The sequence below is a fragment of the Nesterenkonia halotolerans genome (genome assembly GCF_014874065.1).
Lineage (GTDB): Bacteria > Actinomycetota > Actinomycetes > Actinomycetales > Micrococcaceae > Nesterenkonia > Nesterenkonia halotolerans.
In genome coordinates this window covers 70,607-95,369 of record NZ_JADBEE010000001.1, presented here as the reverse complement: position 1 = coordinate 95,369, position 24,763 = coordinate 70,607, and the positions used below count along the sequence as shown (strand labels likewise).

25 protein-coding genes are annotated in these 24,763 nt (G+C 66.8%); 5 read left to right on the top strand and 20 right to left on the bottom strand.

What is annotated here, in order from left to right; all coding sequences use genetic code 11:
* The first annotated feature begins 11 nt into the window (after positions 1-11).
* On the top strand, positions 12-1,334 hold the full coding sequence (locus tag H4W26_RS00460; protein ID WP_192590242.1) for a nicotinate phosphoribosyltransferase: 1,323 nt from the start codon (positions 12-14) through the stop codon (positions 1,332-1,334).
* Here the strand turns inward: H4W26_RS00460 and H4W26_RS00455 are convergent.
* Positions 1,327-1,938 carry a helix-turn-helix domain-containing protein gene (locus H4W26_RS00455; RefSeq protein WP_192590241.1) on the bottom strand — a complete coding sequence of 204 codons (612 nt, stop codon included), beginning with the start codon at positions 1,936-1,938 and terminating at the stop codon, positions 1,327-1,329. The genes H4W26_RS00460 and H4W26_RS00455 overlap by 8 nt on opposite strands.
* Before the next feature lie 77 nt (positions 1,939-2,015).
* On the opposite strand from H4W26_RS00455, the gene H4W26_RS00450 reads away from it, so the two are divergent.
* Together H4W26_RS00450 and H4W26_RS00445 are read left to right on the top strand one after the other, a co-directional pair.
* The gene (locus tag H4W26_RS00450; RefSeq protein WP_192590240.1) at positions 2,016-2,981 is read left to right on the top strand and encodes an NAD(P)/FAD-dependent oxidoreductase; all 966 of its coding nucleotides are present in this window, start codon (positions 2,016-2,018) and stop codon (positions 2,979-2,981) included.
* Positions 2,982-3,055: 74 nt separating this feature from the next.
* The gene (locus tag H4W26_RS00445) at positions 3,056-3,700 is read left to right on the top strand and encodes an isochorismatase family protein (protein WP_192590239.1); all 645 of its coding nucleotides are present in this window, start codon (positions 3,056-3,058) and stop codon (positions 3,698-3,700) included.
* 31 nt (positions 3,701-3,731) lie between these two features.
* Here H4W26_RS00445 and H4W26_RS00440 read toward each other — a convergent pair whose 3' ends face one another.
* The 6 genes from H4W26_RS00440 to H4W26_RS00415 all read right to left on the bottom strand — a co-directional run bounded on the left by H4W26_RS00440 (position 3,732) and on the right by H4W26_RS00415 (position 11,580).
* Positions 3,732-5,519, bottom strand: a complete 1,788-nt coding sequence (locus H4W26_RS00440; protein WP_318779718.1) for a DEAD/DEAH box helicase — start codon at positions 5,517-5,519, stop codon at positions 3,732-3,734.
* Between the two features lie 21 nt (positions 5,520-5,540).
* Positions 5,541-5,957 (bottom strand): DUF3039 domain-containing protein, encoded by a 417-nt coding sequence (locus H4W26_RS00435; RefSeq protein WP_192590238.1) that lies wholly within the window; start codon positions 5,955-5,957, stop codon positions 5,541-5,543.
* Positions 5,958-6,016: 59 nt separating this feature from the next.
* A complete protein-coding gene (locus H4W26_RS00430) occupies positions 6,017-7,597 on the bottom strand; it encodes a transporter (protein ID WP_192590237.1) in 1,581 nt (526 codons plus the stop codon).
* Positions 7,582-8,352, bottom strand: a complete 771-nt coding sequence (locus tag H4W26_RS00425; protein ID WP_192590236.1) for an ABC transporter ATP-binding protein — start codon at positions 8,350-8,352, stop codon at positions 7,582-7,584. The genes H4W26_RS00430 and H4W26_RS00425 overlap by 16 nt, the downstream gene beginning before the upstream one ends.
* Before the next feature lie 90 nt (positions 8,353-8,442).
* Positions 8,443-9,405 (bottom strand): tetratricopeptide repeat protein, encoded by a 963-nt coding sequence (locus H4W26_RS13915; protein ID WP_192590235.1) that lies wholly within the window; start codon positions 9,403-9,405, stop codon positions 8,443-8,445.
* A 66-nt stretch (positions 9,406-9,471) separates the two neighbouring features.
* Positions 9,472-11,580: a hypothetical protein gene (locus H4W26_RS00415; RefSeq protein WP_192590234.1), complete on the bottom strand. Its 2,109-nt coding sequence runs from the start codon at positions 11,578-11,580 to the stop codon at positions 9,472-9,474.
* Between the two features lie 147 nt (positions 11,581-11,727).
* Between H4W26_RS00415 and H4W26_RS00410 the strand changes: the two genes are divergently transcribed.
* The gene (locus H4W26_RS00410; RefSeq protein WP_318779717.1) at positions 11,728-12,927 is read left to right on the top strand and encodes an AI-2E family transporter; all 1,200 of its coding nucleotides are present in this window, start codon (positions 11,728-11,730) and stop codon (positions 12,925-12,927) included.
* A gap of 21 nt (positions 12,928-12,948) precedes the next feature.
* On the opposite strand, the gene H4W26_RS00405 is transcribed toward H4W26_RS00410, so the two are convergent.
* A complete protein-coding gene (locus tag H4W26_RS00405) occupies positions 12,949-13,260 on the bottom strand; it encodes a hypothetical protein (RefSeq protein ID WP_225939541.1) in 312 nt (103 codons plus the stop codon).
* Between the two features lie 80 nt (positions 13,261-13,340).
* Between H4W26_RS00405 and nucS the strand changes: the two genes are divergently transcribed.
* Complete coding sequence (gene nucS / locus H4W26_RS00400) at positions 13,341-14,033, top strand: endonuclease NucS (RefSeq protein ID WP_192590233.1); 693 nt, start codon at positions 13,341-13,343, stop codon at positions 14,031-14,033.
* A 101-nt stretch (positions 14,034-14,134) separates the two neighbouring features.
* Here nucS and H4W26_RS00395 read toward each other — a convergent pair whose 3' ends face one another.
* The 12 genes from H4W26_RS00395 to prmC form a co-directional block, all read right to left on the bottom strand.
* Complete coding sequence (locus tag H4W26_RS00395) at positions 14,135-14,401, bottom strand: F0F1 ATP synthase subunit epsilon (protein WP_192590232.1); 267 nt, start codon at positions 14,399-14,401, stop codon at positions 14,135-14,137.
* Between the two features lie 2 nt (positions 14,402-14,403).
* Positions 14,404-15,864, bottom strand: coding sequence for a F0F1 ATP synthase subunit beta (gene atpD / locus H4W26_RS00390; RefSeq protein WP_192590231.1), 1,461 nt, complete (start codon positions 15,862-15,864; stop codon positions 14,404-14,406).
* 67 nt (positions 15,865-15,931) lie between these two features.
* A complete protein-coding gene (locus H4W26_RS00385) occupies positions 15,932-16,825 on the bottom strand; it encodes a F0F1 ATP synthase subunit gamma (RefSeq protein WP_192590230.1) in 894 nt (297 codons plus the stop codon).
* Between the two features lie 55 nt (positions 16,826-16,880).
* A complete protein-coding gene (atpA, locus tag H4W26_RS00380; protein WP_192590229.1) occupies positions 16,881-18,509 on the bottom strand; it encodes a F0F1 ATP synthase subunit alpha in 1,629 nt (542 codons plus the stop codon).
* A 90-nt stretch (positions 18,510-18,599) separates the two neighbouring features.
* Positions 18,600-19,409 (bottom strand): F0F1 ATP synthase subunit delta, encoded by an 810-nt coding sequence (locus H4W26_RS00375; RefSeq protein ID WP_192590228.1) that lies wholly within the window; start codon positions 19,407-19,409, stop codon positions 18,600-18,602.
* Entirely contained in the window at positions 19,409-19,978 is a 570-nt protein-coding gene (locus H4W26_RS00370) for a F0F1 ATP synthase subunit B (RefSeq protein WP_192591923.1), read from the bottom strand. Before H4W26_RS00370 ends, H4W26_RS00375 begins: the two co-directional genes overlap by 1 nt.
* A gap of 86 nt (positions 19,979-20,064) precedes the next feature.
* Complete coding sequence (gene atpE / locus H4W26_RS00365; protein WP_192590227.1) at positions 20,065-20,268, bottom strand: ATP synthase F0 subunit C; 204 nt, start codon at positions 20,266-20,268, stop codon at positions 20,065-20,067.
* A 130-nt stretch (positions 20,269-20,398) separates the two neighbouring features.
* On the bottom strand, positions 20,399-21,190 hold the full coding sequence (gene atpB / locus H4W26_RS00360) for a F0F1 ATP synthase subunit A (protein ID WP_378626048.1): 792 nt from the start codon (positions 21,188-21,190) through the stop codon (positions 20,399-20,401).
* A gap of 248 nt (positions 21,191-21,438) precedes the next feature.
* Positions 21,439-21,870 carry a hypothetical protein gene (locus H4W26_RS00355; protein ID WP_192590225.1) on the bottom strand — a complete coding sequence of 144 codons (432 nt, stop codon included), beginning with the start codon at positions 21,868-21,870 and terminating at the stop codon, positions 21,439-21,441.
* The gene (locus H4W26_RS00350; protein ID WP_192590224.1) at positions 21,867-23,096 is read right to left on the bottom strand and encodes an MraY family glycosyltransferase; all 1,230 of its coding nucleotides are present in this window, start codon (positions 23,094-23,096) and stop codon (positions 21,867-21,869) included. The genes H4W26_RS00355 and H4W26_RS00350 overlap by 4 nt, the downstream gene beginning before the upstream one ends.
* On the bottom strand, positions 23,093-23,785 hold the full coding sequence (locus tag H4W26_RS00345; RefSeq protein ID WP_192590223.1) for an L-threonylcarbamoyladenylate synthase: 693 nt from the start codon (positions 23,783-23,785) through the stop codon (positions 23,093-23,095). Before H4W26_RS00345 ends, H4W26_RS00350 begins: the two co-directional genes overlap by 4 nt.
* Positions 23,773-24,759, bottom strand: a complete 987-nt coding sequence (gene prmC, locus H4W26_RS00340; RefSeq protein WP_192590222.1) for a peptide chain release factor N(5)-glutamine methyltransferase — start codon at positions 24,757-24,759, stop codon at positions 23,773-23,775. The genes H4W26_RS00345 and prmC overlap by 13 nt, the downstream gene beginning before the upstream one ends.
* Positions 24,760-24,763: the final 4 nt, after the last annotated feature.

Genomic DNA, 24,763 nt, shown 5'->3' with positions numbered 1-24,763 from the left:
ACGCTGGGGCAGTGACACGTGAACCCGCAGCCACCCAGTCCACCGCCCTGCTCACCGATCAGTACGAACTGACCATGGTGCAGGCGGCCCTCGCTTCGGGCGCCGCCGAGCGTCGCTGCGTCTTTGAGGTCTTCACCCGGCATCTCCCGGCCGGTCGACGCTATGGCGTGGTGGCCGGGACCGGTCGGCTGCTCGAAGGCCTGGAGCAGTTCCAGTTCGGCGCCGCGGAGATCGATTGGCTGGCGGAGCAGGGAATCGTCGACGAGCCCACCCTGGACTTCCTCGCCGACTACCGCTTCCGCGGCGACATCCACGGCTATGCCGAGGGCGAGGTGTTCATGCCCGACTCCCCGGTGCTGCGCGTCGAGTCCAGCTTCGCCGAGGCATGCCTGCTCGAGACCTTTGTGCTCTCTGTGCTCAACCACGATTCCGCGATCGCCTCCGCAGCCTCGCGCATGAGCCTCGCCGCCGGAGCACGGCCGTGCGTGGAGATGGGGTCCCGACGCACTCAGGAGCTCAGCGCCGTGGCCTCCGCCCGGGCCGCCGCCGTCGCCGGCTTCACCGCCACCTCGAACCTGGAGGCGGGCCGACGCTGGGGGCTGCCCACGATCGGCACTGCGGCCCATGCGTTCACGCTGCTGCATGATTCAGAGGAGGAGGCCTTCGAGGCGCAGGTCAAGGCCTTCGGCCCGGGGACCACCCTGCTGGTCGACACCTACGACGTCCCCACCGCGGTCCGTCGCGCCGTGGAGATCGCCGGAGAAGAGCTCGGCGCGGTGCGGCTGGATTCCGGAGACCTCGTGGAACAGGCCCGCGAGGTCCGCGCGCTGCTGGACTCTCTGGGGAACACCGGCACCAGGATCATCGTGTCCTCGGATCTGGATGAGCACGCCATCGCGCGGCTGCAGGCGGCTCCGGTGGACTCCTACGGCGTGGGCACGAAGCTGGTCACCGGTGGCGGCTCCCCCACGGCGGCCATGGTCTACAAGCTCGTGGCCCGCACCGACGACGACGGCGACTCCGTCTCCGTGGCCAAGAAGGCCGAAGGCAAGAAGAGCGTCGGCGGGGTGAAGCACCCGGTCCGCAGCTTCGACGCTGGCGGGCGGGCCGAGGCCGAGCTGATCGGCATCGGCACAGCACCCGAGGCTCACGGGGCGCGGACCCGGGAGCTCATCGTGCCGATGGTGCTCGGCGGTGAGGTCCAGTCCCAGCATCTCGGTGCGGAGGGCGTGCGCCGGGCTGCGCAGCGGCACACGGATTCTCTGGCCGAACTGCCGGCGGCTGCCAAACGCCTGCAGCACGGCGACCCGGTGCTTCCCACGATCTTCAGCTGAGCTCCTGCCGGGGCTGCGCGGGGCGGGTCTGTGCGCGGGCCGCCGCGTGGACTGCCGCGTGGTCCTCTGCGTGCGTGTTCACGGCGGCCTCGTTGAGGATGCAGATCACCTCGGCGTCCTCCGGCCCGACGGCGCTGAGACCGTGGGGTCGCAGGGTGTCGAACTCGGCGGCCTCACCGGCCCGCAGCAGGATCTCCTCCTCACCGAGCTGCAGCCGCAGTCGGCCAGAGAGCACATACAGCCACTCGTATCCATCGTGGCTTCCCAGCTCGGTGATCGGCGGGCGCGGCACGTACCTGATCTTGAAGGTGTGCACCGGAGAGGTCTCCGGCGACAGCGGCTGCACCAGCATCCCGTTGCGCTCCCAGGCGTCTCGCTGCACACGCGGATCCGGGCTCGAAGAGACCAGCAGCTCATCCACGGTGACGCCCAGCGCGCGGGTGATCGGCAGGAGCAGCTCCAGGCTGGCCTGCCGCTTCCCCGACTCCAGCCGGGAGAGCGTGCTCGGCGATATTCCTGCGCCGCGCGCCAGTCGGTCCAGCGTCCAGCCGCGGGCGGTGCGTGCGGAGCGCAGCCGCAGGCCCAATTGGGCGAGTTCTTCCATGCGGCTCATCATGACAAGTTCTTGCCATTTCGGCAAGACGTCTTTCACCCGGTTCTGAGCCGGCGCATGCTGGAGCCATGAACAGCACAGCAGAAGCAGAAGTGTATGACGCCATCATCATCGGGTCCGGAGCGGCGGGTCTCAGCGCCGCACAGTCGTTGGGGCGTGCCCTGCGCCGGACCCTGATCCTCGACACCGGCACCCCGAGAAACCGATACGCCGCACAGATGCACAACGTGCTCGGCCATGATGGGACATCCCCGGAGGAGCTGATCCGAGTCGGGCTCGAGGAAGCCGCCCACTACGGTGTCGAGCGTGTGGACGCCGGGGTGCATCGGGTCAGTGAGTCGACTCGCAGCTCCGGGCCGCGCGAGCTGGTGGTGACGCTGGATTCAGGGACGCAGCTCTTCGCCCGCAGCGTCATCGCCGCATCGGGCCTGACCGACGAGCTCCCCGCCATTCCAGGGCTCGCCGAACGCTGGGGACGCAGCGTGCTGCACTGTCCGTATTGCCACGGGTGGGAGGTCCGCGGACAGGGCCTGGCGGTCCTGGCCACCACGCCGATGCAGGTGCATCAGGCACAGCTGATCCGCCAGTGGAGCGACCGGCTCACGTTCTTCAGCGCCGGCGCGGGAGAACTCCCCGCTGAGACGATTCAGCGCCTGGAGTCCCGCGGCGTCGTCGTCGATCCCACCCCGGTGGTGGAGGTGACCGGAGATGGCGGAGCGGTTCACGCCGTGGTGCTCGAGGATGGCCGCTCGGTCGCGGTGGACGCGATCTTCACCGCCGGAGCGCACCTTCCCCGCGACCACTACCTGCGAGGTCTGGATCTGGACCGCGAAGAGACGCCCGTGGGCAGCTTCCTGAAGGTGGACGCGATGGGGACGACCTCGCATGACCGCATCTGGGCGGTGGGCAATGTCGCGAACCCGATGGCCACCGTTCCGATGTCCATGGCGATGGGGAGCTTCGCCGGCGCAGCGGCGAACGCGGCTCTGGTCACGGAGGAGTTCGATCTCGCTGCGGCGGGGCAGAACAAGTAACGTGGTTCCTGTGCGGCGCGGAGGATGCTGCGTCACACAGGAGAGTTCACGAATCGCCCGAGCAGGAGGACACAGTGGCCCACGCACTGATCATCGTCGATGTGCAGCAGGACTTCTGCGAGGGCGGCGCCCTGGCAGTTGAAGGCGGGGCCCGCGTGGCCAGTGAGATCAGTGAGTTCCTCGATGACAGCTACGCCGACTACGACGCGATCCTCACCACGCAGGACTGGCACATCGAGCCTGGTCGGCACTTCTCTGAGACCCCGGACTTCTCCACCAGCTGGCCTGTGCACTGCGTCGCAGGAACCCCCGGCGCCGAGCTGCACCCCAACCTCGACACCGAGCACGTGGATGCCCATTTCCTCAAGGGCCTCTACTCGGATGGGTACTCCGGATTCGAAGGCCTGCAGGGCGACCCGGAGAAGGTCGGCAGCCTGGAGGGCGAGAACGGCACGAAGGTGGCACCCGCTGCGGCGGTGTCCGACTCCTCACTCGATCTGCATGCCTGGCTCGACACCCAGGACATCGATGCCGTGACCATTGTGGGCATCGCCACCGACCACTGCGTGCGCGCCACCGTCCTGGACGCCGTGGAGAACGACTACCGGGTGCGTGTCATCCGTGAACTCACGGTGGGGGTCAGCGAGGATTCCGTGGAGGAGACCTACCGGGAGTTCAGCGCCGCTGACTTGGAGGTCCTCAGCCTCGAGGACCTGTAGCCCCCAGGACCTGCAGCCCCGCCGCGGCGGGTCATTTCCGTCCCACGAACCACATCTGGATCTTCTTCAGCCGCTGCTCCAGCTGGGCCTGCGTGGCCTGACCCACTGCCGGTCCCCCACAGGCGTCCCGAAGCTTCGTGTGGATGCTGCCCTGGTGCATGCCGGTCTTGGCCGCATAGGCCGAGACCGACTTGTTCAGCGTCGCGCGCAGAGACTTGAGCTGACGGTGGTCCACCACCGGTTCGGCGGCGGCGGAGTCCTGCGGCTTGCGGCGCAGCTGATCCGCCTGGTGCTGACGCAGCAGAGTGGAGACCTGCTCGGGCTCCAGCAGTCCGGGGATGCCGAGGAAGTCCATCTCCTCCTCTGATCCCATGGCACCGCCGAGCCCGAACTCGTTGCCCTCGAAGAGGACCTTGTCGAAGGCGGCATTGGAGTGCAGTGCGGCGAACTCTCCGCGGTCCATCGCCTCGGAGCCGCGTTCCTCTCGGTTCGCCTCTTCGAGCAGGTCGTCGTCGAGGTTCTCCTCGGCGTCTTCTGCCGCGGTGCGCGGCACGTCCAGGGCGTGATCGCGCTCCTGCTCCATCTCATTGGCCAGGTCTGTGAGCACCGGGACCGAGGGCAGGAAGACCGAGGCGACCTCTGCCTTCTTGCGCAGGCGCACGAAGCGCCCCACGGCCTGGGCGAAGAACAGCGGGGTGGAGGTGGAGGTCGCGTAGACACCCACGCAGAGCCGCGGGACGTCGACCCCCTCCGAGACCATGCGGACGGCGACCATCCACAGTTTGGAACTGTCCGCGGAGAACTCCTCGATCCGGTTCGAGGCGTCCTTGTCATCGGAGAGCACCACCGTGGTCTTCTGGCCGGTGAGCTCATCGAGCTGGGCGGCATAGGCGCGGGCGGCTTCGTGGTCGGTGGCGATGACCAGGCCGCCGGCGTCGTCGATCTTGTCGCGGACCTTGAGCAGTCGCTGATGCGCGGCCTTGAGCACCGAGGGGATCCACTCTCCCTCAGGGTTCAGCGCCGTGCGCCAGGCGTGGTTCGTGATGTCCTTGGTGGCTGCGGCACCGAGCTGGGCCTCCATCTCCTCGCCGCTGGAGGTGCGCCAGCGCATGTTCCCCGAATAGGCCATGAAGACCACCGGGCGCACCACACGGTCCTTCAGCGCGGGTCCATAGCTGTAGGCGTAGTCCGCCTTGGAGCGGCGCACCCCGCTGGCATCCTCCACATACTCCACGAACGGGATCGGTGAGGTGTCGGAGCGGAACGGGGTGCCCGTCAGTGCCAGACGGCGCACGGCCGGATCGAAGGCCTCACGCACACCATCGCCCCAGGACAGCGCGTCACCGGCATGGTGGATCTCGTCGAAGATGACCAGCGTGCGGCCGGCCTCGGTCTTGTTCCGATGCAGCGCAGGCTTGTTCGCCACCTGCGCGTAGGTCACGACGACGCCGATGTACTGGCGTCCGTGCCGTCCGTCGGAGTTCTTGAAGTTGGGGTCCAGGGCAAGGCCCACCCGCCCGGCGGCATCTGCCCACTGGCGCTTGAGGTGTTCGGTGGGGGCGACCACATAGATGCGGTTGACCTCACCGGACTCCACGAGCAGCTTGGCCACGCGCAGCGCGAAGGTGGTCTTGCCGGCTCCAGGGGTCGCGACCGCGAGGAAGTCCTTGTGCCGCTTCTGGATGTAGCGGTCCAGGGCCTCCTGCTGCCATTGCCGCAGAGTGCCGGCGGTGCCGTGCGCCGCGCGGTGGGGATAGACCGGGGGAAGGGATCTGCCGACGTCGGTGCCGACGTCGAACAGCGTCTCAAACTGCTCCACAGTGTCGTAGATTAGCGGGGATCAGCTGCGGCCGAAGCCGAAGAAGCCACGCTTGCCGCCGGAGTCGCCGCCGGACTTGCCCTCGCCGTCGCCGTCTCCGCCCTGCATCTCTTCGTAGATCTCTTTGCATTCCGGGCAGACCGGGAACTTCTGCGGGTCGCGGGAGGGAGTCCAGACCTTGCCGCAGAGCGCGACCACGGCACCGCCCTCCAATGCTGACTCCATGATGCGATTCTTGTTCACGTAGTGGGCAAAGCGCTCGTGGTCGCCGGGCTCCGAGAGCTGCTCCTGATGCTCGCGCTCAATCGTGGCGGCACCACCGGGGGCCGGAGCGGCGTCGGGATCCGCGGTATGCATGCGGACGGGCCGGTCCAGGCGTGAACTCCGCAGGCTGGGGTGGACATCAGCAGGGAGGAATCCATTCTCATTGACCATCATGGAGTCCATTCTACCGAGCCTCGGCGCGCAGATCATCCACCCCGCCAGGATCCGCCGGTCTAGTACTGGATGACCTGCTGGAAGAGCTCGGGCTGGGAGCGCTCATAGACGCGGGCACCCACACGCACTCCCGCCCAGCACAGGGCCAGGCCTTTGAGCACCGATCCCAGCGCGAGCACCCAGGCCAGCCATGAAACGTCTCCCAACAGCCATGCCGCGACCAGGGCGAGCTCCGGGAGCATCAGCAGCAGCGAGGCGATCATGGTCCCGAGCTGGACCGCCATCAGCCGTCCGGTGGATCCCGAGGGCTGACTCAGCGGGCCGTCACCGGGCTTGGGCACCGGATAGGTGAACCGCGCCGAGATCAGGCAGGAGAGCCCTGCGGCGCTGCCGAGCATGCCCAGGCTGACCCCCAGGAGGACCAATGTGACATCGGGCTCGGTGAACAACAGCGCCGGCACCAGAGCTGTGACCGCTGTGACCGGCAGCGCGAAGGTCATCAGTCCGACGAGTCGCCCCAGCCGGTCGGCGACCCCGCTGACGCCGGTGGTCACATGCATGGCGAAGGCGGAGTTGTCATAGGAGATGTCCGCCGAGATCGCGAAGCCCAGGGTCAGGCCGAAGAACGGACCGAGCGCGAGCAGCACCCAGGGCTGGTCAAACTGGAAGTACATCACCACAGCGAGGATCACGAGGGCGGGAAGCACCACGAGCGTGCCGCCGTATCGCGTGTCTTTGAGCCAATAGGTGGTGGCCCGTGCCGCCACCGCTCCCCAGGGCGTGGCTGGGAATCGTTCGAACAGGCCCACTCCGGTGGCGCTCTTCGAAGCTGCGGAGCCCCGCACCGAGGGCTGCTCGGTGATCTTCACCAGCCCTGCCCGGATGACGAGCACCGCCACCCCGAGCGTGGCCGCCATGATGAGCAGGCGCAGAGCCAGGGCCGCCCAGTTCCCCGCGGCCGCATCTGCGGGCATGGCGGCTCCAGCACCCAGCGGGGTCAGGGCGAGGAAGTCCACCACGGCGGGAAGCGCGGCCTCGAGCGAGGAGAAGGCGGCCTCGAGTCCGACGACGATCGGATAGGCCATCACCATCACCGTCAGCGCGAGGATGGCCAGGACGTCACGTGCCCGGCGACCGCTCAGCCAGGCGCTGATCGAGGTGGTCACGGCCTGCGAGACCAGACTGAAGCTGACCAGCAGCAGCGGCAGCGTCACCGCCGCGGTGAGGGCCGCCGCCGGATCCCAGCGCCAGTGCGCGACCTGACCGATCAGCCAGATGAAGGTCAGCACGGCGCCGATGGAGATCAATCCGGTCAGCGCCATTCCCAGGATCAGCGACCTGCGAGGAATCCCGTAGGTGACGAACTGGCGCGGATTCATGGTGGTGTCCGCACCAGAGATGAACACCGGCAGGATCAGCCACAGCAGGAACACCGCAGAGCCCATGAGCACACTCACGGTGCGGACCATCTCTGGGTCCACCTCTGCGGGGCTGCCCGAGCCGACCTGCAGCACGAAGAGCATCACGACGATGCCGAGGCCATAGAGCCCGGCGAAGACCGTCCCGAGGATATGCCAGGCGGACTGGCCGAAGCTGTTGAACGTGAGGTCCTTCTTGAGCCGGATCAGAGCCGCAACCACGAGAGCTCCTGATCTCCGCCTTCAAGCCCGACCAGCTCGACGAACCGGGTCTCGAGGTCGACGTCGCCCTGGACCTCCTGCAGCGTCCCCGAGGCGAGCAGCCGTCCCTCCGAGATGATCCCCACATGGGAGCACATGCGCTGGACCAGATCCATCACGTGACTCGAGAGGATCACCGTGCCGCCGGAGGCGACGTAGGACTCCAGCAGTCCCCGGATGGTGCGTGCGGAGACCGGGTCCACTGCCTCGAAGGGTTCATCGAGCACCAGCAGCTCCGGGGCGTGGACCATGGCCGAGGCCAGCGCGATCTTCTTGGTCATGCCTGCCGAATAGTCCTGCACCAGCTTTCCGGCCGCGTCCTGAAGACCGAGGACGCGCAGCAGATCGGCCGTGCGTTCCTGCACGGTCTCCCGGTCCATGCCACGGAGCAGACCGGCATAGGTCACCAGCTGGGCTCCGGTGAGCTTGTTGAAGAGCAGCACGCCGTCCGCCAGCACACCCATGCTGCGCTTGGCCTCGCTGGGTCGTGCCCAGACGTCGACGCCGACCACCTCTGCGGTGCCAGCATCGGGGCGCAGCAGCCCGGTGGCCATGGAGAGCGTGGTGGTCTTGCCCGCTCCGTTGGGACCGACGAATCCGTAGAAGGATCCGCGGGGAACGTCGAGGTGCAGGTCCTCTACGGCGGGTGTCTGTCCGAATCGTTTGGACAATCCGTTCAACCGCAGGGCGGGCGTCGTCAGGCTGGGGGCACTCATGCAGATGAGCCTACACAGCCCAGGTCAGACCCTGCCTCAGTCCTGAGGCGTACATTTTCTGTCGGAACCCTGACGCCACGGGGGCAGGACTCAGAACAGGGCGCGTGCGAGCTGTTTGCGCGAGCTCGACACGCGAGGATCGCTGTCACCGACGATGGAATACAGCTCCACCAGGTGAGCGCGCGCGGCTTCTCGGTCCTCACCGAAGTGGGTCTGGATGAACCGGACGAGCCGGGACAGACCGTCCTCGACATGGCCGCCGAGGATGTCGACGTCGGCCACCGCGATCTGTGCCTGGACGTCATCGGGCTGATCGGCCCCGAGCTGACGAGTCTGCGCGATGTCGACACCTGCGGTGCGCCGCAGCAGCTTCACCTGCGCAAGACCGATCTTCGCGTCCTCGTCGTCGGGCTTCTCCTTGATCGCACGCTCGTAGGCTGCGGCGGCCTTCGCGTAGTCCCCTGCCTCCAGGGCGTCCTGCGCCTCCTGGTGCAGCGGGGGCAGCTCTGGCTCCGCCGGAGCCTCGGACCCCTCCGCACCCTGGGCGGCCCTCGTGGACTGCGGCGGAAGCTTCTGGGTCATGCCGTTCTGGGTGGCCATCTGGACCATCTGGGTCACCAGCTGACCCAGCTGTTCGCTGGGCACCGAGGAGTCGAACTCCCCCACCGGCCTGCCTCCGATGAAGGCGGTCGCCACCGGAACCTGGTCAGCACTCTGGGCCAGTTCAGGATGGGCGGAGGCGTCGATCTCGGCAAGCAGGATGCGGCCCTGCTGGGCGTCGACGAGATCCTCGAGGGTCGTCTTCATGGTCGCCGAGGCGGCGTCCGCACCGAAGATCAGCACGATCACCGGCGCCTGCGAAGAAAGCTCCACCACCTGCTGGAGCTGCTGCGGCTGCACCGCCACGGCCCAGCTGTCAGCCGAAGACCCCGCCGGTGGTGCCCCTGCACCCTGAGGCGCAGCCTGCGCCGGGGAGGGGGCGAGGGCGGAGAGATCCACCGCTCCCCTGGTATCGACTCGTCGAGACTGTGGCTCCTGAGCGGAATCTGTCACTGCAGCTCTCCTTGCGCGTCGGCGTCCATCGTGGCGGACCTGGGGACGAATCTCCTGGTGCGGAGATCAGTCGAGGATATTGACCTCGTTCACAATATCGTGGACGCCCAGGACCACGACCTTCTCGTCGTTCTCGGCCGGGATGTGCAGGATCATCGATTCGCGGTTGATGATGTCTGCATCTGCGGTGGTGGACTCGGTCTCGGCCAGCTCTGCGCTCACGCCGGAGAAGTTGATGGAGGCACCATCCTCCGGGCGAAGCTGAGTGGTCGAGTCGAAGCTGCCCACGGCGAGCACGGAGCCATCCGGAAGACGCATCGCGGTGGAGCCCTCACCGATGAGTGGACGGGTGTAGGAGATCTCGAGGTCCTCGGCGCTCTCGCGCAGCTCGTCCTGGTACGCCTGGAGATCCTCGATGTAGGCGTTGTCTTCGACATTGTTGCCGAAGTAGTACTCGCTGTTGTTCAGGAAGACCGCCGTACGCTCCATGGCGTGGTTCGCGGCGAACACAGCCTCCTCCTCCGTGGGATCGACGGATTCCACGCCGCCGTCCTCGGCGGAGATGGCGGGGAACTCGGTGCCCGGGACCATGAGCACCGACTGGATGAGCTCGTAGTTCTCCCGTGGGGAGGCCTGCTCGATCACCAGCACCTGAGGGATCTCAGCCTCGGCCTCCTGAGTGATGACCACCGCCTGGCGCGGGAAGTCGCTGCCGGAGGTGACGGCCGCGCTGAGGATCTCGGTGCCGATGGCATCGGGCATGACATCCTCGTCGAGCTCATGATTGCGGTAGGTCAGCTCCCGGACCGTCTCGGCGTTGCCGGAGACTCGAGGAGCAAGAAGCTCGGCGTCGAAGGCTTCATCGGCCTCAGTGGTGTGCTCGGCGATGTCGTCGATGATGCCCTGCAGCTGAGATTCCAGCAGGACGGAATAGCCGGCGTCGTCGTCGGGCTCCACCTCGTCGGCTTCGACGTCTTCTGTCTGCTCACTCTCACCCGGAGTGGGCTCGGCGTCGGACGCCAGCACGGCGGGGCTCAGCGCAAGGGAGAGCGCCGCGGCAGTGGCCACCGATCGACTGCGCCAGGTGCGCCCCTCGGTGCCGTCCGTGCCGTCCTCGGGGTTCTGGGCCTCGGGCGCCTCAGTGTGGAGCGTGTCGGCGTCGGCCGGATCCGAATCGATGGGCTCGATGATGCCGGTCGCGTCGGGATCCTCGGAAGATTCGCGCGGTTCCTCGGTGGGGACCTGGGGGTGGACCTCGGTGGGGTCCGCGTCCGTGGTGTGCGGCTGGTGCGTCATCTCGTCCTCCGTGGATGCGGCCAGTGTTCCGGTCTCGTCATGTCCGGTCGCCGCGGTGTCGGTGTCACCCTCCACCGTGTGGCTGTCGTCCTCCGCGGCGTCGTTGGTGCTCACCGTGGCGGCGCCCAGAGCGACGCCGGCGATGCCCTGCGCAGTGCCGCTGGACTCGGTGCCGGAGGCAGCCGCGGACGGCGCGGAGCCGATCCCGGTAGTCGCTGCGGTCCGGTTCTTGCCCTCGCGACGGTCGAACTTCTCGCCACGCTTCGCGTCGCGGGACTTGCGTGAGCGCAGGAACAGGAAGAGCCCCAGCAGAACCAGCAGCGCGCCGAGCACGATCAGCACGGTGCCGACCAGGTGATCGGACTCTTCCTCCAGCTCGACGCTGACGGTGCTGGGAGCCGGCTGCTCGCCGTCACGGAACATCAGCAGGCTCCAGTCGCCGCTGTCGTCCGGTGCGCTCCAGCCGTAGCGCAGGTCCCCCTCGGTGGTCTCGCTTGCCACCCAGAGGTCCGAATCGGCGGGATCCGGCACGGTGGCCTCGCCCTCGACGAACTGCGTCTCGATGGTGGCCTCAGCATCGTCCTGGCCCTCTTGGACCGCTCCGATGGTGACGTGAGCGGCGTCGCCGACCCAGGCTTCGATGTCCTGGGTGCGTGCAAGGGCCAGGGTGTACTCCCCCTCGGCCGAGATCATGAACTCTTCGCGCTGAGCCTCTTCGTCGATCAGATCGTCGCTGATCACGGTGAGCGGCGCCTCGTCCACCTGCTGTGTCTGCGCGGTGGGGACCTCGTCGGAGGCCCAGACGGTCAACAGGCCCACTCCTATCCCTGCCAGCAGCAGGCCCAGAATGAAAGTGATGATGGAAGCGGGAAAGCGCACGGGTGAGAAGTCCTTGATCGGGGGAGGCGAGGGGTCCAGCGGTCTAGAATACCGAAGATAACAATAAGATCACAGTCTGGGTATCGGCTGGACGGTCCGACGCGCGTCAATGCAGATCCCGGCCCGGCAGATGGATAGGCTGAACGCGTGACAGACTCCGAGCGGAACCCGCCGCCCAAGGCCCGACTTCGCGGCCTTGCACGCCGTTACCGGCTGCGCCGCCCGAAGCGCGCCCCGCGCCGACCGGTGGCGGAGCTGGACCGGTATGGTCTGCCTCCTGTCGCCGCGGGAACGATGGAGAAGGCCGCCACCTACGCCTCCCGCCCGATCTATACCGGGTTCATGCTCGCCGTCGGCGTCGGACTGGCACTGCTGGTCTTCTACGTCGCCCAGGCCAACACGCAGCTGCTGGTCTGGATCGCGGCGGCGCTATTCATCGCCATCGGTCTGGATCCGGTGGTGCGAAGCCTGGAACGCGCGGGCTTCCCCCGCCCGGCCGGGGTCGCGGTCACCATCACAGTCTTCCTCGGTGTGGTCTCCACGGTCATCGCCGCCCTGGCGCCCATGGTCACCGAGCAGACCAGCACCTTTCTCGGATCCCTTCCCCGGCTGGTCGAGGGCATCTCGAGCTCAGAGTGGTTCGAACGCATCGATGAGGACTTCCAGGTCCAAGAGATCATCGACGCGGAGGTCAATCGGTTCATCTCGGATCCCGGCAATGTCACCAACGCCCTGGGCGGACTCTTCGGGGTGGGGACCGCCATCCTCACCACGGCGCTTGGCACGCTGGTCGTCTTCGTGCTGGCCATCTACTTCCTGTCCTCGCTGCCGGTGATGACCGCCTGGAGCTACCGGCTGGCGCCGCGCTCCTCGCGGGAGCGGGTGCAGCATCTGGGGGATCGGATCCTCGACGGGGTCGGGCACTATGTGATGGGCCAGGCCTTCGTGGCCGCGCTCAACGGGGTGGTCGCCTTCATCGCGATCAGCATCGCGGGTGTTCCCTTCGGGGTGCTCTTCGCCGTGGTCGCGGGGGTTCTGGCCTTCATCCCGCTGGTGGGCCCGGTCACCGGCGGCACACTGGTCACCCTCGTGGCGCTGACCGTGGACTGGCAGACCGCGGCGACCTTCGCGGCGATCTACTTCGTCTATCTGCAGGTCGAGGCGTACCTGGTCTCGCCACGAATCATGGCGCACGCCGTGCGGATCCCGGCCGCCGTCGTCGTGATCTCGGTGCTCGCCGGGGGCACACTGCTCGGTGTGCTCGGCGCGCTCATGGCAATTCCCACCGCGGCTGCCGTCATGCTGCTGACCCGCGAGGTCCTGATCCGCCGCCAAGACGCACGATAGCGGACAAGGCCTGTCCCGAGCTCAGCCGATCCGCCAGCAATGGCTGTGCCAGTGCCGCCGGTCCGCCGCCGCATGCTCGTCGCCGAAGATGGAGTCCGCTCGCCAGGCCACCACATGGGCGGTCCCCGCGGAGACCGGAAGGTGGCAGCCAGGGCAGGTGTACTGCTTCTGGGCGGCGGAGGCCGAGATGTGGCGGACGTGGTACTCGCCGTCGCGGCGGCGCACGGTCCCGGAGGAGAACGCTCCCTGGCCGAAGACTCCGGCGGAGAGCGGCCTGTGCTCGCGCTGCCACTTCGACCCGCGGCGCCCTGACCCCTTCGCTGACTTCGCCATGACCCCATTGTTCCAGGTGATCGCGAGATACGTGGTCGCGATGCACCGGGCGGCAGCCGGAGCGGGTAGGATCAGTCACCGTGCGATTGGTGATTGCGACCTGTTCAGTGTCATATTCCGGCCGGCTCAATGCCCATCTGGCCCAGGCCACGCGCCTGCTGATGGTCAAGGCCGACGGCGGAGTGCTCATCCACTCCGACGGCGGCTCCTATAAGCCGCTGAACTGGATGTCTCCCCCGGCCACCCTGCGGATCACCGCGCCCGATGCCCAGCAGATCGAGGCAGGCATCTCCGAGGTCTGGACGGTGTCTGCCACCAAGAGCGATGACACGCTCAGCATCCTCATCAGCGAGATCCACGAAGACGTCTCCCACGAGCTCGGCGCAGATCCGGGGCTCGTCAAGGACGGCGTGGAATCTGATCTGCAGCGCCTCCTCGCGGAGCAGATCGAGCTTCTCGGAGCCGGCCACCGGCTCATCCGCCGGGAACACCCCACCCCCATCGGCCCCGTGGATCTGCTGGCACGTGGTCCGCAGGGCCACGTCGCCGTGGAGCTCAAGCGCCGCGGAGACATCGACGGCGTGGAGCAGCTCACGCGCTATCTGGAGCTGCTCAACAGGGATCCCCTGCTGGCACCGGTACAGGGGATCTTCGCCGCTCAGCAGATCAAGCCCCAGGCGCGCACGCTCGCCGAAGACCGCGGCATCCGCTGCCTGGTCCTGGACTATGATGCGATGCGCGGCGTCGACGACGCCGACTCCCGCCTCTTCTAGACGCCCCCCCCAGCTGCAGCAGGACAGACCAAGGGCGGGCCCGGTCTCCATGATGGAGACCGGGCCCGCTCTTGGTGTGCTGAGCTCGTGGGAGGTCTGGCTCAGTCCTCGATGAGTTCGGCGTCATCGGCGACGATGGTCACGCGATCCGAATCGACCGAGAAGAACCCGCCATTGACCTTGGCCTTGACCGGAGCGCCCTCGACGGGATCGATGAGCAGTTCGCCCTCCGCCAGCAGCGACAGCACCGGAGTGTGACCGGGAAGAATTCCCATGTCGCCCTCCACTGTGCGCCCGCGGACGGACTTGGCAGCGCCGGACCAGACCGCGTGGTCGCTGGCGACCACCTGCACGTCGAGTTCCGCCATGATCAGGACCTCTTCTGCATCTCGGCGTAGAGGCGCTCGACATCATCGAGGCCGCCGACGTTGTAGAACGCCTGCTCGGGCACATGGTCGAGGTCACCGTTGGCGATGGCGTTGAAGCCTTCAATGGTGTCCTTGATCCCCACGGTCGAACCGTCCACACCGGTGAACTGCTTGGCGGTGTAAGTGTTCTGCGAGAGGAACTGCTCGATGCGGCGGGCGCGGGAGACGACGATCTTGTCCTCTTCGCCGAGCTCGTCGATGCCGAGGATCGCGATGATGTCCTGCAGCTCCTTGTTCTTCTGCAGGATCTGCTTCACGCGGGTCGCCGTGTCGTAGTGCTCCTGGCCCACGTACTGCGGGTCCAGGATGCGCGAGGTCGACGTGAGCGGATCCACAGCCGGGTAGAGACCACGCGAGGCGATCGCACGGGAGAGCTCCGTGGTCGCGTCCAGGTGGGCGAACACGTTCGCCGGCGCCGGGTCCGTGTAGTCATCGGCAGGAACGTAGACGGCCTGCATCGAGGTGATGGAGTGACCGCGGGTCGAGGTGATGCGCTCCTGGAGCACACCCATCTCGTCGGCGAGGTTCGGCTGGTAGCCCACTGCAGAAGGCATGCGGCCCAGCAGTGTGGAGACCTCGGAACCGGCCTGCGAGAAGCGGAAAATGTTGTCGATGAAGAGCAGCACGTCCTGGTTCTGCACATCGCGGAAGTACTCCGCCATGGTCAGTGCGCTCAGCGCGACACGCAGACGCGTGCCTGGCGGCTCATCCATCTGGCCGAAGACCAGTGCGGTGTCTTTGAGGACACCTGCCTCTTCCATCTCGACCCAGAGGTCGTTGCCCTCACGGGTACGCTCGCCGACGCCGGCGAAGACCGAGGTGCCGCCGAAGTTGCGGGCCACACGGGTGATCATCTCCTGGATGAGCACCGTCTTGCCGACACCGGCACCTCCGAAGAGGCCGATCTTGCCGCCGGAGATGTAGGGGGTCAGCAGGTCGATCACCTTGATGCCGGTCTCCAGCATCTCGGTGGAGCCCTCGAGCGACGCGAAGTTCGGCGCCGAGCGGTGGATCGGCCAGCGGTCGGTGACCTCAAGCTCGGAGATCGGCATGTCCAGGGTCTCGCCCAGGACGTTGAAGATGTGGCCCTTCACGGACTCGCCGACCGGCACGGAGATCGCAGAACCGGTGTCCTGGACCGGGGTGCCGCGCACCAGGCCGTCAGTGGCCTGCAGCGAGATCGCCCGGATGAGGTTGTCGCCCAGGTGTGCGGCGGTCTCGAAGGTGATCTTGCGCGTCGTTCCGCCGAGGGTGACCTCGGAGGTGAGCGCGTTGTACATCGATGGGATGGAGTCGGCCGGGAACTCGATGTCCACGACCGGGCCGATCACGCGCGCGATGCGACCAGTCGCACCCGGCTGAGCGGTTCCTCCGGAGCTCTGCTCTGTAGTAGTGGCAGTCATCTCTCTCACTTCACTTGATCTTGGATGATGTCAAAACGTCTATAGGCCTGCGGGAGTACCCCGTGGGCTAGCTCGCGGCCAAGGCGTCGGCACCCGCGATGAGCTCGCTGAGCTCCTGGGTGATCTCTGCCTGGCGAGCGTTGTTGCGCAGCAGGGTGTACTTCTTGATGAGATCGTCTGCGTTGTCCGCAGCCGACTTCATCGCCCGCTGGCGTGCCGCGAGCTCGGAGGCCGAGGCTTCCAGCATCGCCGCGAAGATCTTGGACTCGATGTACCGCGGAAGCAGCGCATCGAGCACCTCCTCGGCGTTCGGCTCGAAGTCGTAGAGCGGGTTCGGCTCGTGCTCACCCTCGGCGTCGCTCTCCACGAAGGCCAGCGGCAGCAGACGTCGCGCCACAGGCTCCTGCTTCACCATGGACTGGAACTCGGTGTAGACGAGGTACAGCTCGTCCACGCCGCCCTCCTCGGTGGGCTGCAGGAAGCGGTCCACCAAGGTGCGACCGATCTCCTGAGCACGTTCCACCTCGGGAGCGTCCGTGTTACCCGTCCATACCTGGTCGTACTCCCGCTCGCGGAAGTCGTAGAACGCCTGCGCCTTGCGTCCATAGAGGTAGGGGCGGACTTCCTTGCCGTCTTCACGCAGCCGCTTCGTCAGGGCCTCGCCCTGCTTGAGCACATTGGTGGAGTAGGCGCCGGCAAGACCGCGGTCGCTGGTGAGGATCAGCACTGCCGCGCGGGTGGGGTTGTCCACCTTTGTGGTCAGCACGTGATCGATGTCGTTCTGCGAGGCCACGGCGGAGACCGCACGAGTGATGGCTTCTGCGTATGGCAAGGCCGCACGCGCACGGCTGCGTGCCTTGCCGATGCGCGACGTCGCGATCAGCTCCATCGCCTTGAAGATCTTCTTCATCGACGAGGTCGATGCGATCTTCTGGCGGTAGACCCGGATCTGGGCTCCCATGCTTGTCCTTCCCTGATGTCTTCCAGTCGGTGATTCTGCAGGGCTGAGCGGTGGCTCAGCTCTTGGCGGGAATCTCTTCCTGGCTGATCTCGTCGGCGGACATCGCTTCGGTCTGCTCGTTGCCCACGAGGGACTCCGAACCCTCGGCGTGGAACTCCTTCTTGAACGCGACCATGGCTTCCTTGAGTGCACTCACCGTGTCGTCCTCGAGCTTGCCGGAGGAGGCGATGTTGGTCAGCACGTTGGTCTTGCGACGCAGGTAGTCCAGCCAGTCGGTCTCGAAGCGCTTAATGTCCGCGGTCTCGACATCGTCCAGGTGGCCCTGGGCGCCGGTCCAGATCGAAGCGACCTGGTCCTCCACCGGGTATGGCGTGTACTGAGCCTGCTTGAGCAACTCGGTCTGGCGCTCACCGCGCACCAGCTGCTGGCGCGTGGCGGGATCCAGGTCCGAGGCGAACATCGCGAAGGCCTGCATGTCGCGGTACTGCGCCAGGTCCAGCTTCAGCGTGCCGGAGACCTTCTTCATGGCCTTGACCTGCGCCGCACCACCCACGCGGGACACCGAGATGCCCACGTCGACGGCGGGACGCTGGTTGGCGTTGAAGAGATCCGACTGCAGGAAGATCTGGCCGTCGGTGATGGAGATGACGTTGGTCGGGATGTAGGCCGAGACGTCATTGGCCTTGGTCTCGATGAGCGGAAGACCGGTCATCGAACCCGCGCCGAGTTCATCGGAGAGCTTGGCACAACGCTCCAGCAGGCGGGAGTGGAGGTAGAACACGTCGCCGGGGAACGCCTCGCGCCCTGGCGGACGACGCAGCAGCAGTGACACTGCACGGTAGGCCTCAGCCTGCTTGGAGAGATCATCGAACACGATGAGCACGTGCTTGCCGCCGTACATCCAGTGCTGGCCGATGGCCGACCCTGCGAACGGTGCAAGGTACTTATAGCCTGCGGGGTCAGAAGCTGGGGACGCCACGATGGTGGTGTACTCCAGCGCGCCGCGCTCCTCGAGAGTCTGCCGCACGGCTGCGATGGTGGAGGCCTTCTGGCCCACAGCCACGTAGACGCAGCGCACCTGCTTATTGACGTCGCCGGACTCCCAGTTGGCCTTCTGGTTCAGGATGGCGTCGATCGCGATGGCGGTCTTGCCGGTCTGCCGGTCACCGATGATCAGCTGGCGCTGACCACGGCCGATCGGGATCATGGCGTCGATCGCCTTGATGCCGGTCTGCAGCGGCTCGTGCACAGACTTGCGCTGCACCACCGAGGGCGCCTGCAGCTCCATCGGACGGCGACCCTCCGGGGTGATCTCGCCCTTGTCATCGATGGGCTTGCCCAGCGGGTCGACCACGCGACCCAGGAATTCGTCACCCACCGGGACCGAGAGGACCTCGCCGGTGCGAGTGACCTCCTGGCCCTCCTCGATGCCGGAGAACTCACCGAGGATCACGACGCCGATCTCGCGGGTGTCGAGGTTCTGGGCCAGGCCCAGGGTGCCGTCTTCGAAGCGAAGAAGTTCGTTTGCCATGGTCGAGGGAAGTCCCTCGACTCGAGCGATGCCGTCAGCCGCGGAGATCACACGTCCGACCTCGACGCGCTCTGCGCTGCCGGGATCGTAGGACGCTGCGAACTCGTTCAAGGCGTTGCGGACGTCGTCGGCGTTGATGGTCAAGTCGGCCATCTGCAGTCCCTGCTCTCCTCAGTCATGGCCGCAGTGTGCGGCCGGGTGGTTCAAAGATTCACGTGTATATGAGCTATGTCTTCTAGAAGACTAGCTGGCCAGCTTCCGGTGCAGTTCATTGAGCTTGGTGGCGACAGTGCTGTCGACCACCTCATCACCGACCTGTACACGAATGCCACCGACCACTGCTGGGTCGACGACGACGTCGAGTTGCAGCTCTCGGCCGAAGTAGCGGTCGAGGCTGGCCCCGAGTCGCTCCACATAGGCCGAGTCCAGCTCTTTGGCGACGGTGACCTGTGCGATCCAACGCTGCTGACGCTCTGCGATCTGCTCCGAGAAGCGCTCCAGAAGCTGCGTGGGACGCAGTCCCCGCGGCTTCGTGACGGCGCGGTCGATCAGCAGCCGCGCTTCGGAGCTCACGCCGGGCGAGAGACGATCGGCGAGCTGCTTCTTGGCCTCGGGGCGCGCCTGCGCGTCCGTCAGAGCCCGCTGCACCTCATGCGAGGACGCGACGGTCCGTCGGAAGTCCAGCAAGGTCGTCTCGAGGTTCTCGAGTCCCTTCAGGCCTTCACGCTCGGCCTGTCGCGTCACCACGATGACCGCCATGATCTCCACGGCGTCACCCAGGTCGCGCTCACGGCTCCAGCGTCGTGAGACCAGAGCCTCCAGGATCGACGCGGTGGCGGAGCTGACCTTGCCGCCGAAGAGGCTCTTGACCATCGCTGCCCGGGCTACCGGCTCGCGCGACGGATCGGTGAGGCTGCGACGCAGCCCCGCCGAGGAGTCGAGCACGTCCAGCGCGGCGAAGAGCTCTTCGGCAACCTCAAGATCAGCCTGCGAGATCACCGGTGCGAGCTCGCGCTGCACCGTTGCGAGGGATTCGGTGGTCACCGCTGCCATTACTGCGTCGCCCCTGTCTGGCCAGCCTGTGCTGACTGATCAGCGTCGAGATCGGCCAAGAAGCGGTCCACCACTCGCTGGGAGCGGGTGTCGTCCTCGAGTGCTTCCCCGACGATCCGGCTCGCAAGCTGGGTGGCCAGTGCGCCCACCTCTGCCTGCAGGGAGTGCGCAGCCGAAGCACGCTCGGCGGCGATGTGCTGCTGAGCCTGCTCGGTGATGCGAGCCGCCTCGGCGGCCGCCTTCTCCTTGTGCTCGGCAACGATCTCGGCGCCCTCGGCGCGAGCCTCCTCGCGGAGACGGCTCGCCTCGGCGCGTGCCTCGCTCAGGTTCTTCTCGTACTCAGCCTTCATGGCCTCGGCCTCAGCCTGAGCCTTCTCAGCTTCGTGCAGGCCACCTTCGATGGCCTGTCTGCGGTCCTGGTAAGCCTTCTCGAACGCCGGGGCGATGAACTTCACCACGACGAAGAGCAGCGCGGCGAAGCCGACTGCGCTGGCGAGAATCTCCCAGGGATTGGGAACAAGGGGGTTTGCGTCCTCGGCCGCGGCCTGGAGCAATTGTGCCCTGATCATGCGTTCACCCATTTCCATAGTCTGACGGTCCTATGACCGTGGTTCTGCGCTCCTGCGCCAACGTCCACGGCATCATGTTGCGACCTCTAGAGGACGAAGGCGAAGACCAGAGCCAGAATCGCAAGTGCCTCGGCCAGTGCGAAGCCGAGCAGTGCGATGGGCTGCAGGATGCGCTGTGCCTCGGGCTGGCGGGCAACACCGTTGATGTAGGCCGAGAAGATCAGACCCACACCGATGGCGGAACCGATGGATGCCAGGCCGTAGCCGATCAGGTTAAGGGAACCATCCATGTCCTTGTGCTCTCTTTCTGATAAGGATGCCGGCAGGTACACCGACAGATTCTTGGGTGCATCCCCACCCCCGGTCGAGCCGGGCATGGAGGTTTTTTCTCATGGGCGTGGTGCCCTGAAAATCTTGAGGCTAGTGGGCGTCCGCTTCGATGGCGCCCTGCAGATAGATCGCCGTCAGCAGTGCGAAGACGAAGGCCTGCAGCACCATCATGAGCAGCTCGAGGAAGTACAGCGCGATGAAGCCGATCAGGACCAGGACGCCGGTGGCGTTCATCAGCAGCGACTCCTGCTGGCCGATGAGGAACTCAGCGCCGGAACCGGCGAGCATCACGATCATGTGACCGGCAAGCATCACGGCCATGAGTCGCAGCGAGTGGGTCACCGGACGGACGATGAAGTTCGAGATGATCTCCAGCGGGATCAGCAGCGGCAGCACCGCCTTGGGGACGCCGGCCGGCACGACCGCCAGCTTGAAGTAGCGGGGCCCGTACTTCTGCACGCCGACACCGATCCAGGTGAAGTACACGATGGCTGCCATCAGATAGGCAGGTCCGGCGTGGGAGAACGTGGGCATCTGCAGCAGCGGGATGGCGCCGAAGAGGTTGTTGACCAGCACGAAGAAGAAGATCGCAAAGAGGAAGGGCACCCATTTGGCGAAATGCTTCTCGCCGAGGATGTCCTTCGCGATGGTGTTGCGGACGAATCCGTAGCCGGACTCTGCGGCCCACTGCAATCGTGATGGGACCAGTGATCGCTTCCGGATGGCCCACATGAAGAACAGGTAGATGATGATCACTGAAAGGATCGCCATCAGCATGTTCTTGCCGAAGCCTGTCCCCCATTCGGCCATCCACGGGAAGATCTCTGGGAGGTGGGTCTCACTGATCGTGGGCGGCGTGAATCCACCTTCATTGGTGGCCATGAGCGCAAGCGACTGCAACGCTGGTCCTCTCTGCGGTGTCTTTCGATCCTGACAAGGATGAGCAATTGGTGCGGCGGCGAGTGGAGTGATGCTCGTCAGCCTGACGCGACCCTCGGCAAGCCTACCAAACACATTGTGTGATCCAGAGCATGGCCGATTTCTGCACCCAGTCTACTACATCGCGTAGAACTTCTGGCACGCCGGCGCCGGCCGAGCCGCCACCGACATGGGGCGTCAGCGTTGAGTGGTCACGGGTGCGGCGTCACGGTGAACCGCATCCTGCGGAAGGCCATCAGCTCCGCCGTCTGCCAGACCACCACGACCGCGAGGGCAGTGAGCCCGGCCCATGCGGCACTGACCCAGTCAGGGGCCTGCACCGTGCTCAGCACGATGCCGAGCAGCACCAGCTTGACCACGAAGCCCAGCATGAACGCGATGATCGTCAGACCCGGGGCGTGACGCTCCGCGAGGTCCACGATGAGCAGCGTGAGCGCGGAGAGCAGCACGACGGCGATCCCGCCTCCTGCCGCACTTCCGGCCGCTGCGGGGCCGTCCAGCACCCAGCCGAGCCCCGCGGCCAGTGCGGTGGCGAGCAGACCTGCCGCGCAGGCCACGAGCAGCACCCGCCGCCATCCGGTGAAGCGTTCGACCGGCTCCGATGTCGCGAAAGGCTGGCTCACAGCTGTCCTTCCTCGGCCGCAGCGGGGCCTGGTTCGTGGGGCGGCTGGTAGGGAGAGTGCGCTGGCTCTCCGCGACGCTGTCGAAGCCGGCGCTCGCGCAGCGCCTGTTCCGCGGCGGCTCGGTTCACCCGGCGGGCTCGTCGGCGCAGCCAGGGACCCAGGGTGAACACGACGGCCGCGCCGAGGCTGAGGATCATCAGCAGAGTGACGATCCACCATTCGACGAAGTACAGGGAGACCGCGCCGAAGGCGAACAGGGCGGACCAGAAGTGGAGCAGCAGCACCGCCTGCGGATGTGAGTATCCGCCGTCGACCAGCTTGTGGTGCAGGTGACCGCGGTCGGGGCTGAAAGGTGAGGCGCCTCGCGCGGTGCGGCGGGCCACGGCAAGGGCCAGGTCCAGCAGCGGCAGCAGCGTGACGGCCAGTGGCAGCAGGATCGGCATGTACGCCGGGATGTTGCGGAATCTGAAGCCTTCGGTCAGCTGTCCGACGTCGGCGGTCACCGCGAGGGCGCCGGCCGCCATCACCAGACCCAGCAGCATCGCCCCGGTGTCCCCCATGATGATCCGCGAGGGGTAGAAGTTGTGCGGCAGGAAGCCGAGACAGGAACCCAGCAGCACCGCCATCAGCAGGGTGACCAGGTTCGAGGCGTCGAAGGCGTTGATCGAGAGCGTGAGCAGGTAGCTGTAGATGAAGAAGGCGGCCGCGCCGAGCGCCGCGACGCCGGAGGCCAGTCCGTCGAGCCCGTCGATGAAGTTGAAGGCGTTGATCGTGAGCACCACCACGAAGACTGTCAGGAAGGCCTGCACCCAGGGGCCGCCCACGCCCAGCCAGCCCACCGGCATCACCTCCAGCGTGATGCCATGGACTACCAGGATGACGGCGGATCCCACCTGTCCTGCGAGTTTGACCATCCAGGGGATGTCCCAGGCATCGTCGGCCATCCCGACGAGAAGGATCAGCACCATCGCGGCGAAGACGCCGCGCACCGGAGTGAGATCGGCGAAGATCCCCTCCAGGTACGGGATCGTGGAGGCCGCCGCGAGCCCCACGATCATGCCGACGAACATCGCCACCCCGCCCCAGCGCGGCTTGATCTGGCTGTGCACGTCGCGGTCCCGGATCTGGGTGTAGATGCCCAGCTTCAGCGCGATCGTGCGGACCAGCGGCGTCAGCAGATACGTCACCACCATCGACACGGCCAGGACAGCGAGGAAATAGATCATGAGGGAGAGTCGGAGGCCTCTGCGTCAGGGGCATCTTCGAGTCCGCGCACAGTGGGCTCGATGGCCTGGATCTCCGCCAGCGGCAGTGCGCCCTGGCGCACCACTCGGGGAGGCGTCACTGTGGCGTCGATGATCGTCGAGGCTGCGCTGGAGCTTCGGGCCCCGGCATCGAGGTAGACCGAGACGGACTCCGCGAGCATCTGCTGGGCCTCCTCGACGGAGGTGGCGGCGTCCATGCCGGTCCGGTTCGCGGAGGAGACCGCGAGCGGGCCGGTGGCGTTGAGGAGATCCAGCGCCAGCTCATCGGCGGGCATGCGCAGCGCCACTGTTCCGTAGGTCTCCCCCAGGTCCCAGTGCAGCGAGGGCTGCGCTTCCAGGATCAGGGTCATCGCGCCGGGCCAGAAGGCCTCAGCGAGTGCACGCGCCGCCTCGGGGACGTCGACCGCCAGGGCATCCATGACCTCTGCTCGGCCGATCAGCACCGGCGGGGGCATGGCGCGGCTGCGACCCTTGGCGGCGAGCAGCACGGCGACAGCCTGCGGAGAGAAGGCATCGGCACCGATGCCGTAGACGGTGTCGGTGGGCAGGACGACGACCTCTCCGCGCGAGAGTGCGTCCTGGGCCTGGGCGATCCCGTCAGCGCGGGAGTCTGGGTCCATGCAGTCGAGTGTTCGGCTCACGCGGGACATTCTTTCATGTGCGATGCGGGTTCTTCGTCAAGGGTGGCGCTTGTGGCTCGGTCACGTCCGGTGAGGTCCTGATGCGTGGCCACCGCGCTCAGCGCCGCGTCGGCGCGGCAGTGCGCCGCCAGTGCCGGAGCCTGGACCTCGGCATGTTCCAGGATGAACCATCCCCCCGGGACCAGCAGCCGCTTGGCGGTCTCGATCACCGCGAAGGGCATGGCCAGGCCGTCTGCTCCCCCGCCATAGAGCGCCAACTCGGGGTCGTGGACCCGGACCTCCTCCTCGCGCGGGACCATCCCTTCGGGGATATAGGGAGGATTGGAGACGACGACGTCGAAGCTCGCCTCCCACTCCGGGGGCACCTCGCGAAGGTCGCGCTGGTGCAGCGTCACCCCGAGCGGGGCAAGGTTCAGCTCGGCCCAGGCCACTGCCGACGCGGAGAGCTCCACCGCATGGACCTCCGCCTGCGGATGCTCTGTGGCGATGGCAGCGGCCAGTGCTCCAGATCCGGTTCCGAGATCCACCACCCGCGGCGTCCAATCGGCGGGGCGATTCTGCGCCATGGAGGCCAGCTTCTCGAGCGCAGCCTGGGCCACCTGCTCCGTCTCGGGGCGCGGAATGAACACCCCGGGTCCCACCCGAAGCTGGAGGTGCCTGAACGGCGCCGCTCCGGTCAGGTGCTGCAGCGGCACGCGGTCGGCCCTCTCCCCCACCAGCTCGGTGAAGCGCTCGGTCTGCGCCGCAGTCAGAGTGCTGCCGGCGATCGCCATCGCCGCGAGCCGACCGCGGGAGACGTCCAGCACATGGGCAGCCAGCACCTCGGCGTCCACCCGCGGGCTGGGCACTCCTGCTGCGCTGAGCCGCTGGACCGCGTCGCGCAGGAGCACGTCGGCACTGTGTCCGACGCCGGCGCCCTGTTCAACGCCCGCCCGGTGCTCCACCTCTGAGTCGTGTTCCACCTCTGCCTCGTGCTGGACCATGCCG

Bases quoted from the DNA above. Each gene is read 5' to 3' on its own strand.
- atpB (WP_378626048.1), bottom strand. From the start codon at position 21,190: ATGGCCACCAATGAAGGTGGATTCACGCCGCCCACGATCAGTGAGACC.
- H4W26_RS00385 (WP_192590230.1), bottom strand. From the start codon at position 16,825: ATGGGAGCCCAGATCCGGGTCTACCGCCAGAAGATCGCATCGACCTCG.
- H4W26_RS00425 (WP_192590236.1), bottom strand. From the start codon at position 8,352: ATGAGTGCCCCCAGCCTGACGACGCCCGCCCTGCGGTTGAACGGATTG.
- H4W26_RS00455 (WP_192590241.1), bottom strand. From the start codon at position 1,938: ATGGAAGAACTCGCCCAATTGGGCCTGCGGCTGCGCTCCGCACGCACC.
- atpD (WP_192590231.1), bottom strand. From the start codon at position 15,864: ATGACTGCCACTACTACAGAGCAGAGCTCCGGAGGAACCGCTCAGCCG.
- H4W26_RS00450 (WP_192590240.1), top strand. From the start codon at position 2,016: ATGAACAGCACAGCAGAAGCAGAAGTGTATGACGCCATCATCATCGGG.
- prmC (WP_192590222.1), bottom strand. From the start codon at position 24,759: ATGGTCCAGCACGAGGCAGAGGTGGAACACGACTCAGAGGTGGAGCAC.
- atpA (WP_192590229.1), bottom strand. From the start codon at position 18,509: ATGGCCGACTTGACCATCAACGCCGACGACGTCCGCAACGCCTTGAAC.
- H4W26_RS00345 (WP_192590223.1), bottom strand. From the start codon at position 23,785: ATGTCCCGCGTGAGCCGAACACTCGACTGCATGGACCCAGACTCCCGC.
- H4W26_RS00435 (WP_192590238.1), bottom strand. From the start codon at position 5,957: ATGATGGTCAATGAGAATGGATTCCTCCCTGCTGATGTCCACCCCAGC.
- H4W26_RS00405 (WP_225939541.1), bottom strand. From the start codon at position 13,260: ATGGCGAAGTCAGCGAAGGGGTCAGGGCGCCGCGGGTCGAAGTGGCAG.
- H4W26_RS00375 (WP_192590228.1), bottom strand. From the start codon at position 19,409: ATGGCAGCGGTGACCACCGAATCCCTCGCAACGGTGCAGCGCGAGCTC.
- H4W26_RS00350 (WP_192590224.1), bottom strand. From the start codon at position 23,096: ATGATCTATTTCCTCGCTGTCCTGGCCGTGTCGATGGTGGTGACGTAT.
- atpE (WP_192590227.1), bottom strand. From the start codon at position 20,268: ATGGATGGTTCCCTTAACCTGATCGGCTACGGCCTGGCATCCATCGGT.
- H4W26_RS00395 (WP_192590232.1), bottom strand. From the start codon at position 14,401: ATGGCGGAACTCGACGTGCAGGTGGTCGCCAGCGACCACGCGGTCTGG.
- H4W26_RS00370 (WP_192591923.1), bottom strand. From the start codon at position 19,978: ATGATCAGGGCACAATTGCTCCAGGCCGCGGCCGAGGACGCAAACCCC.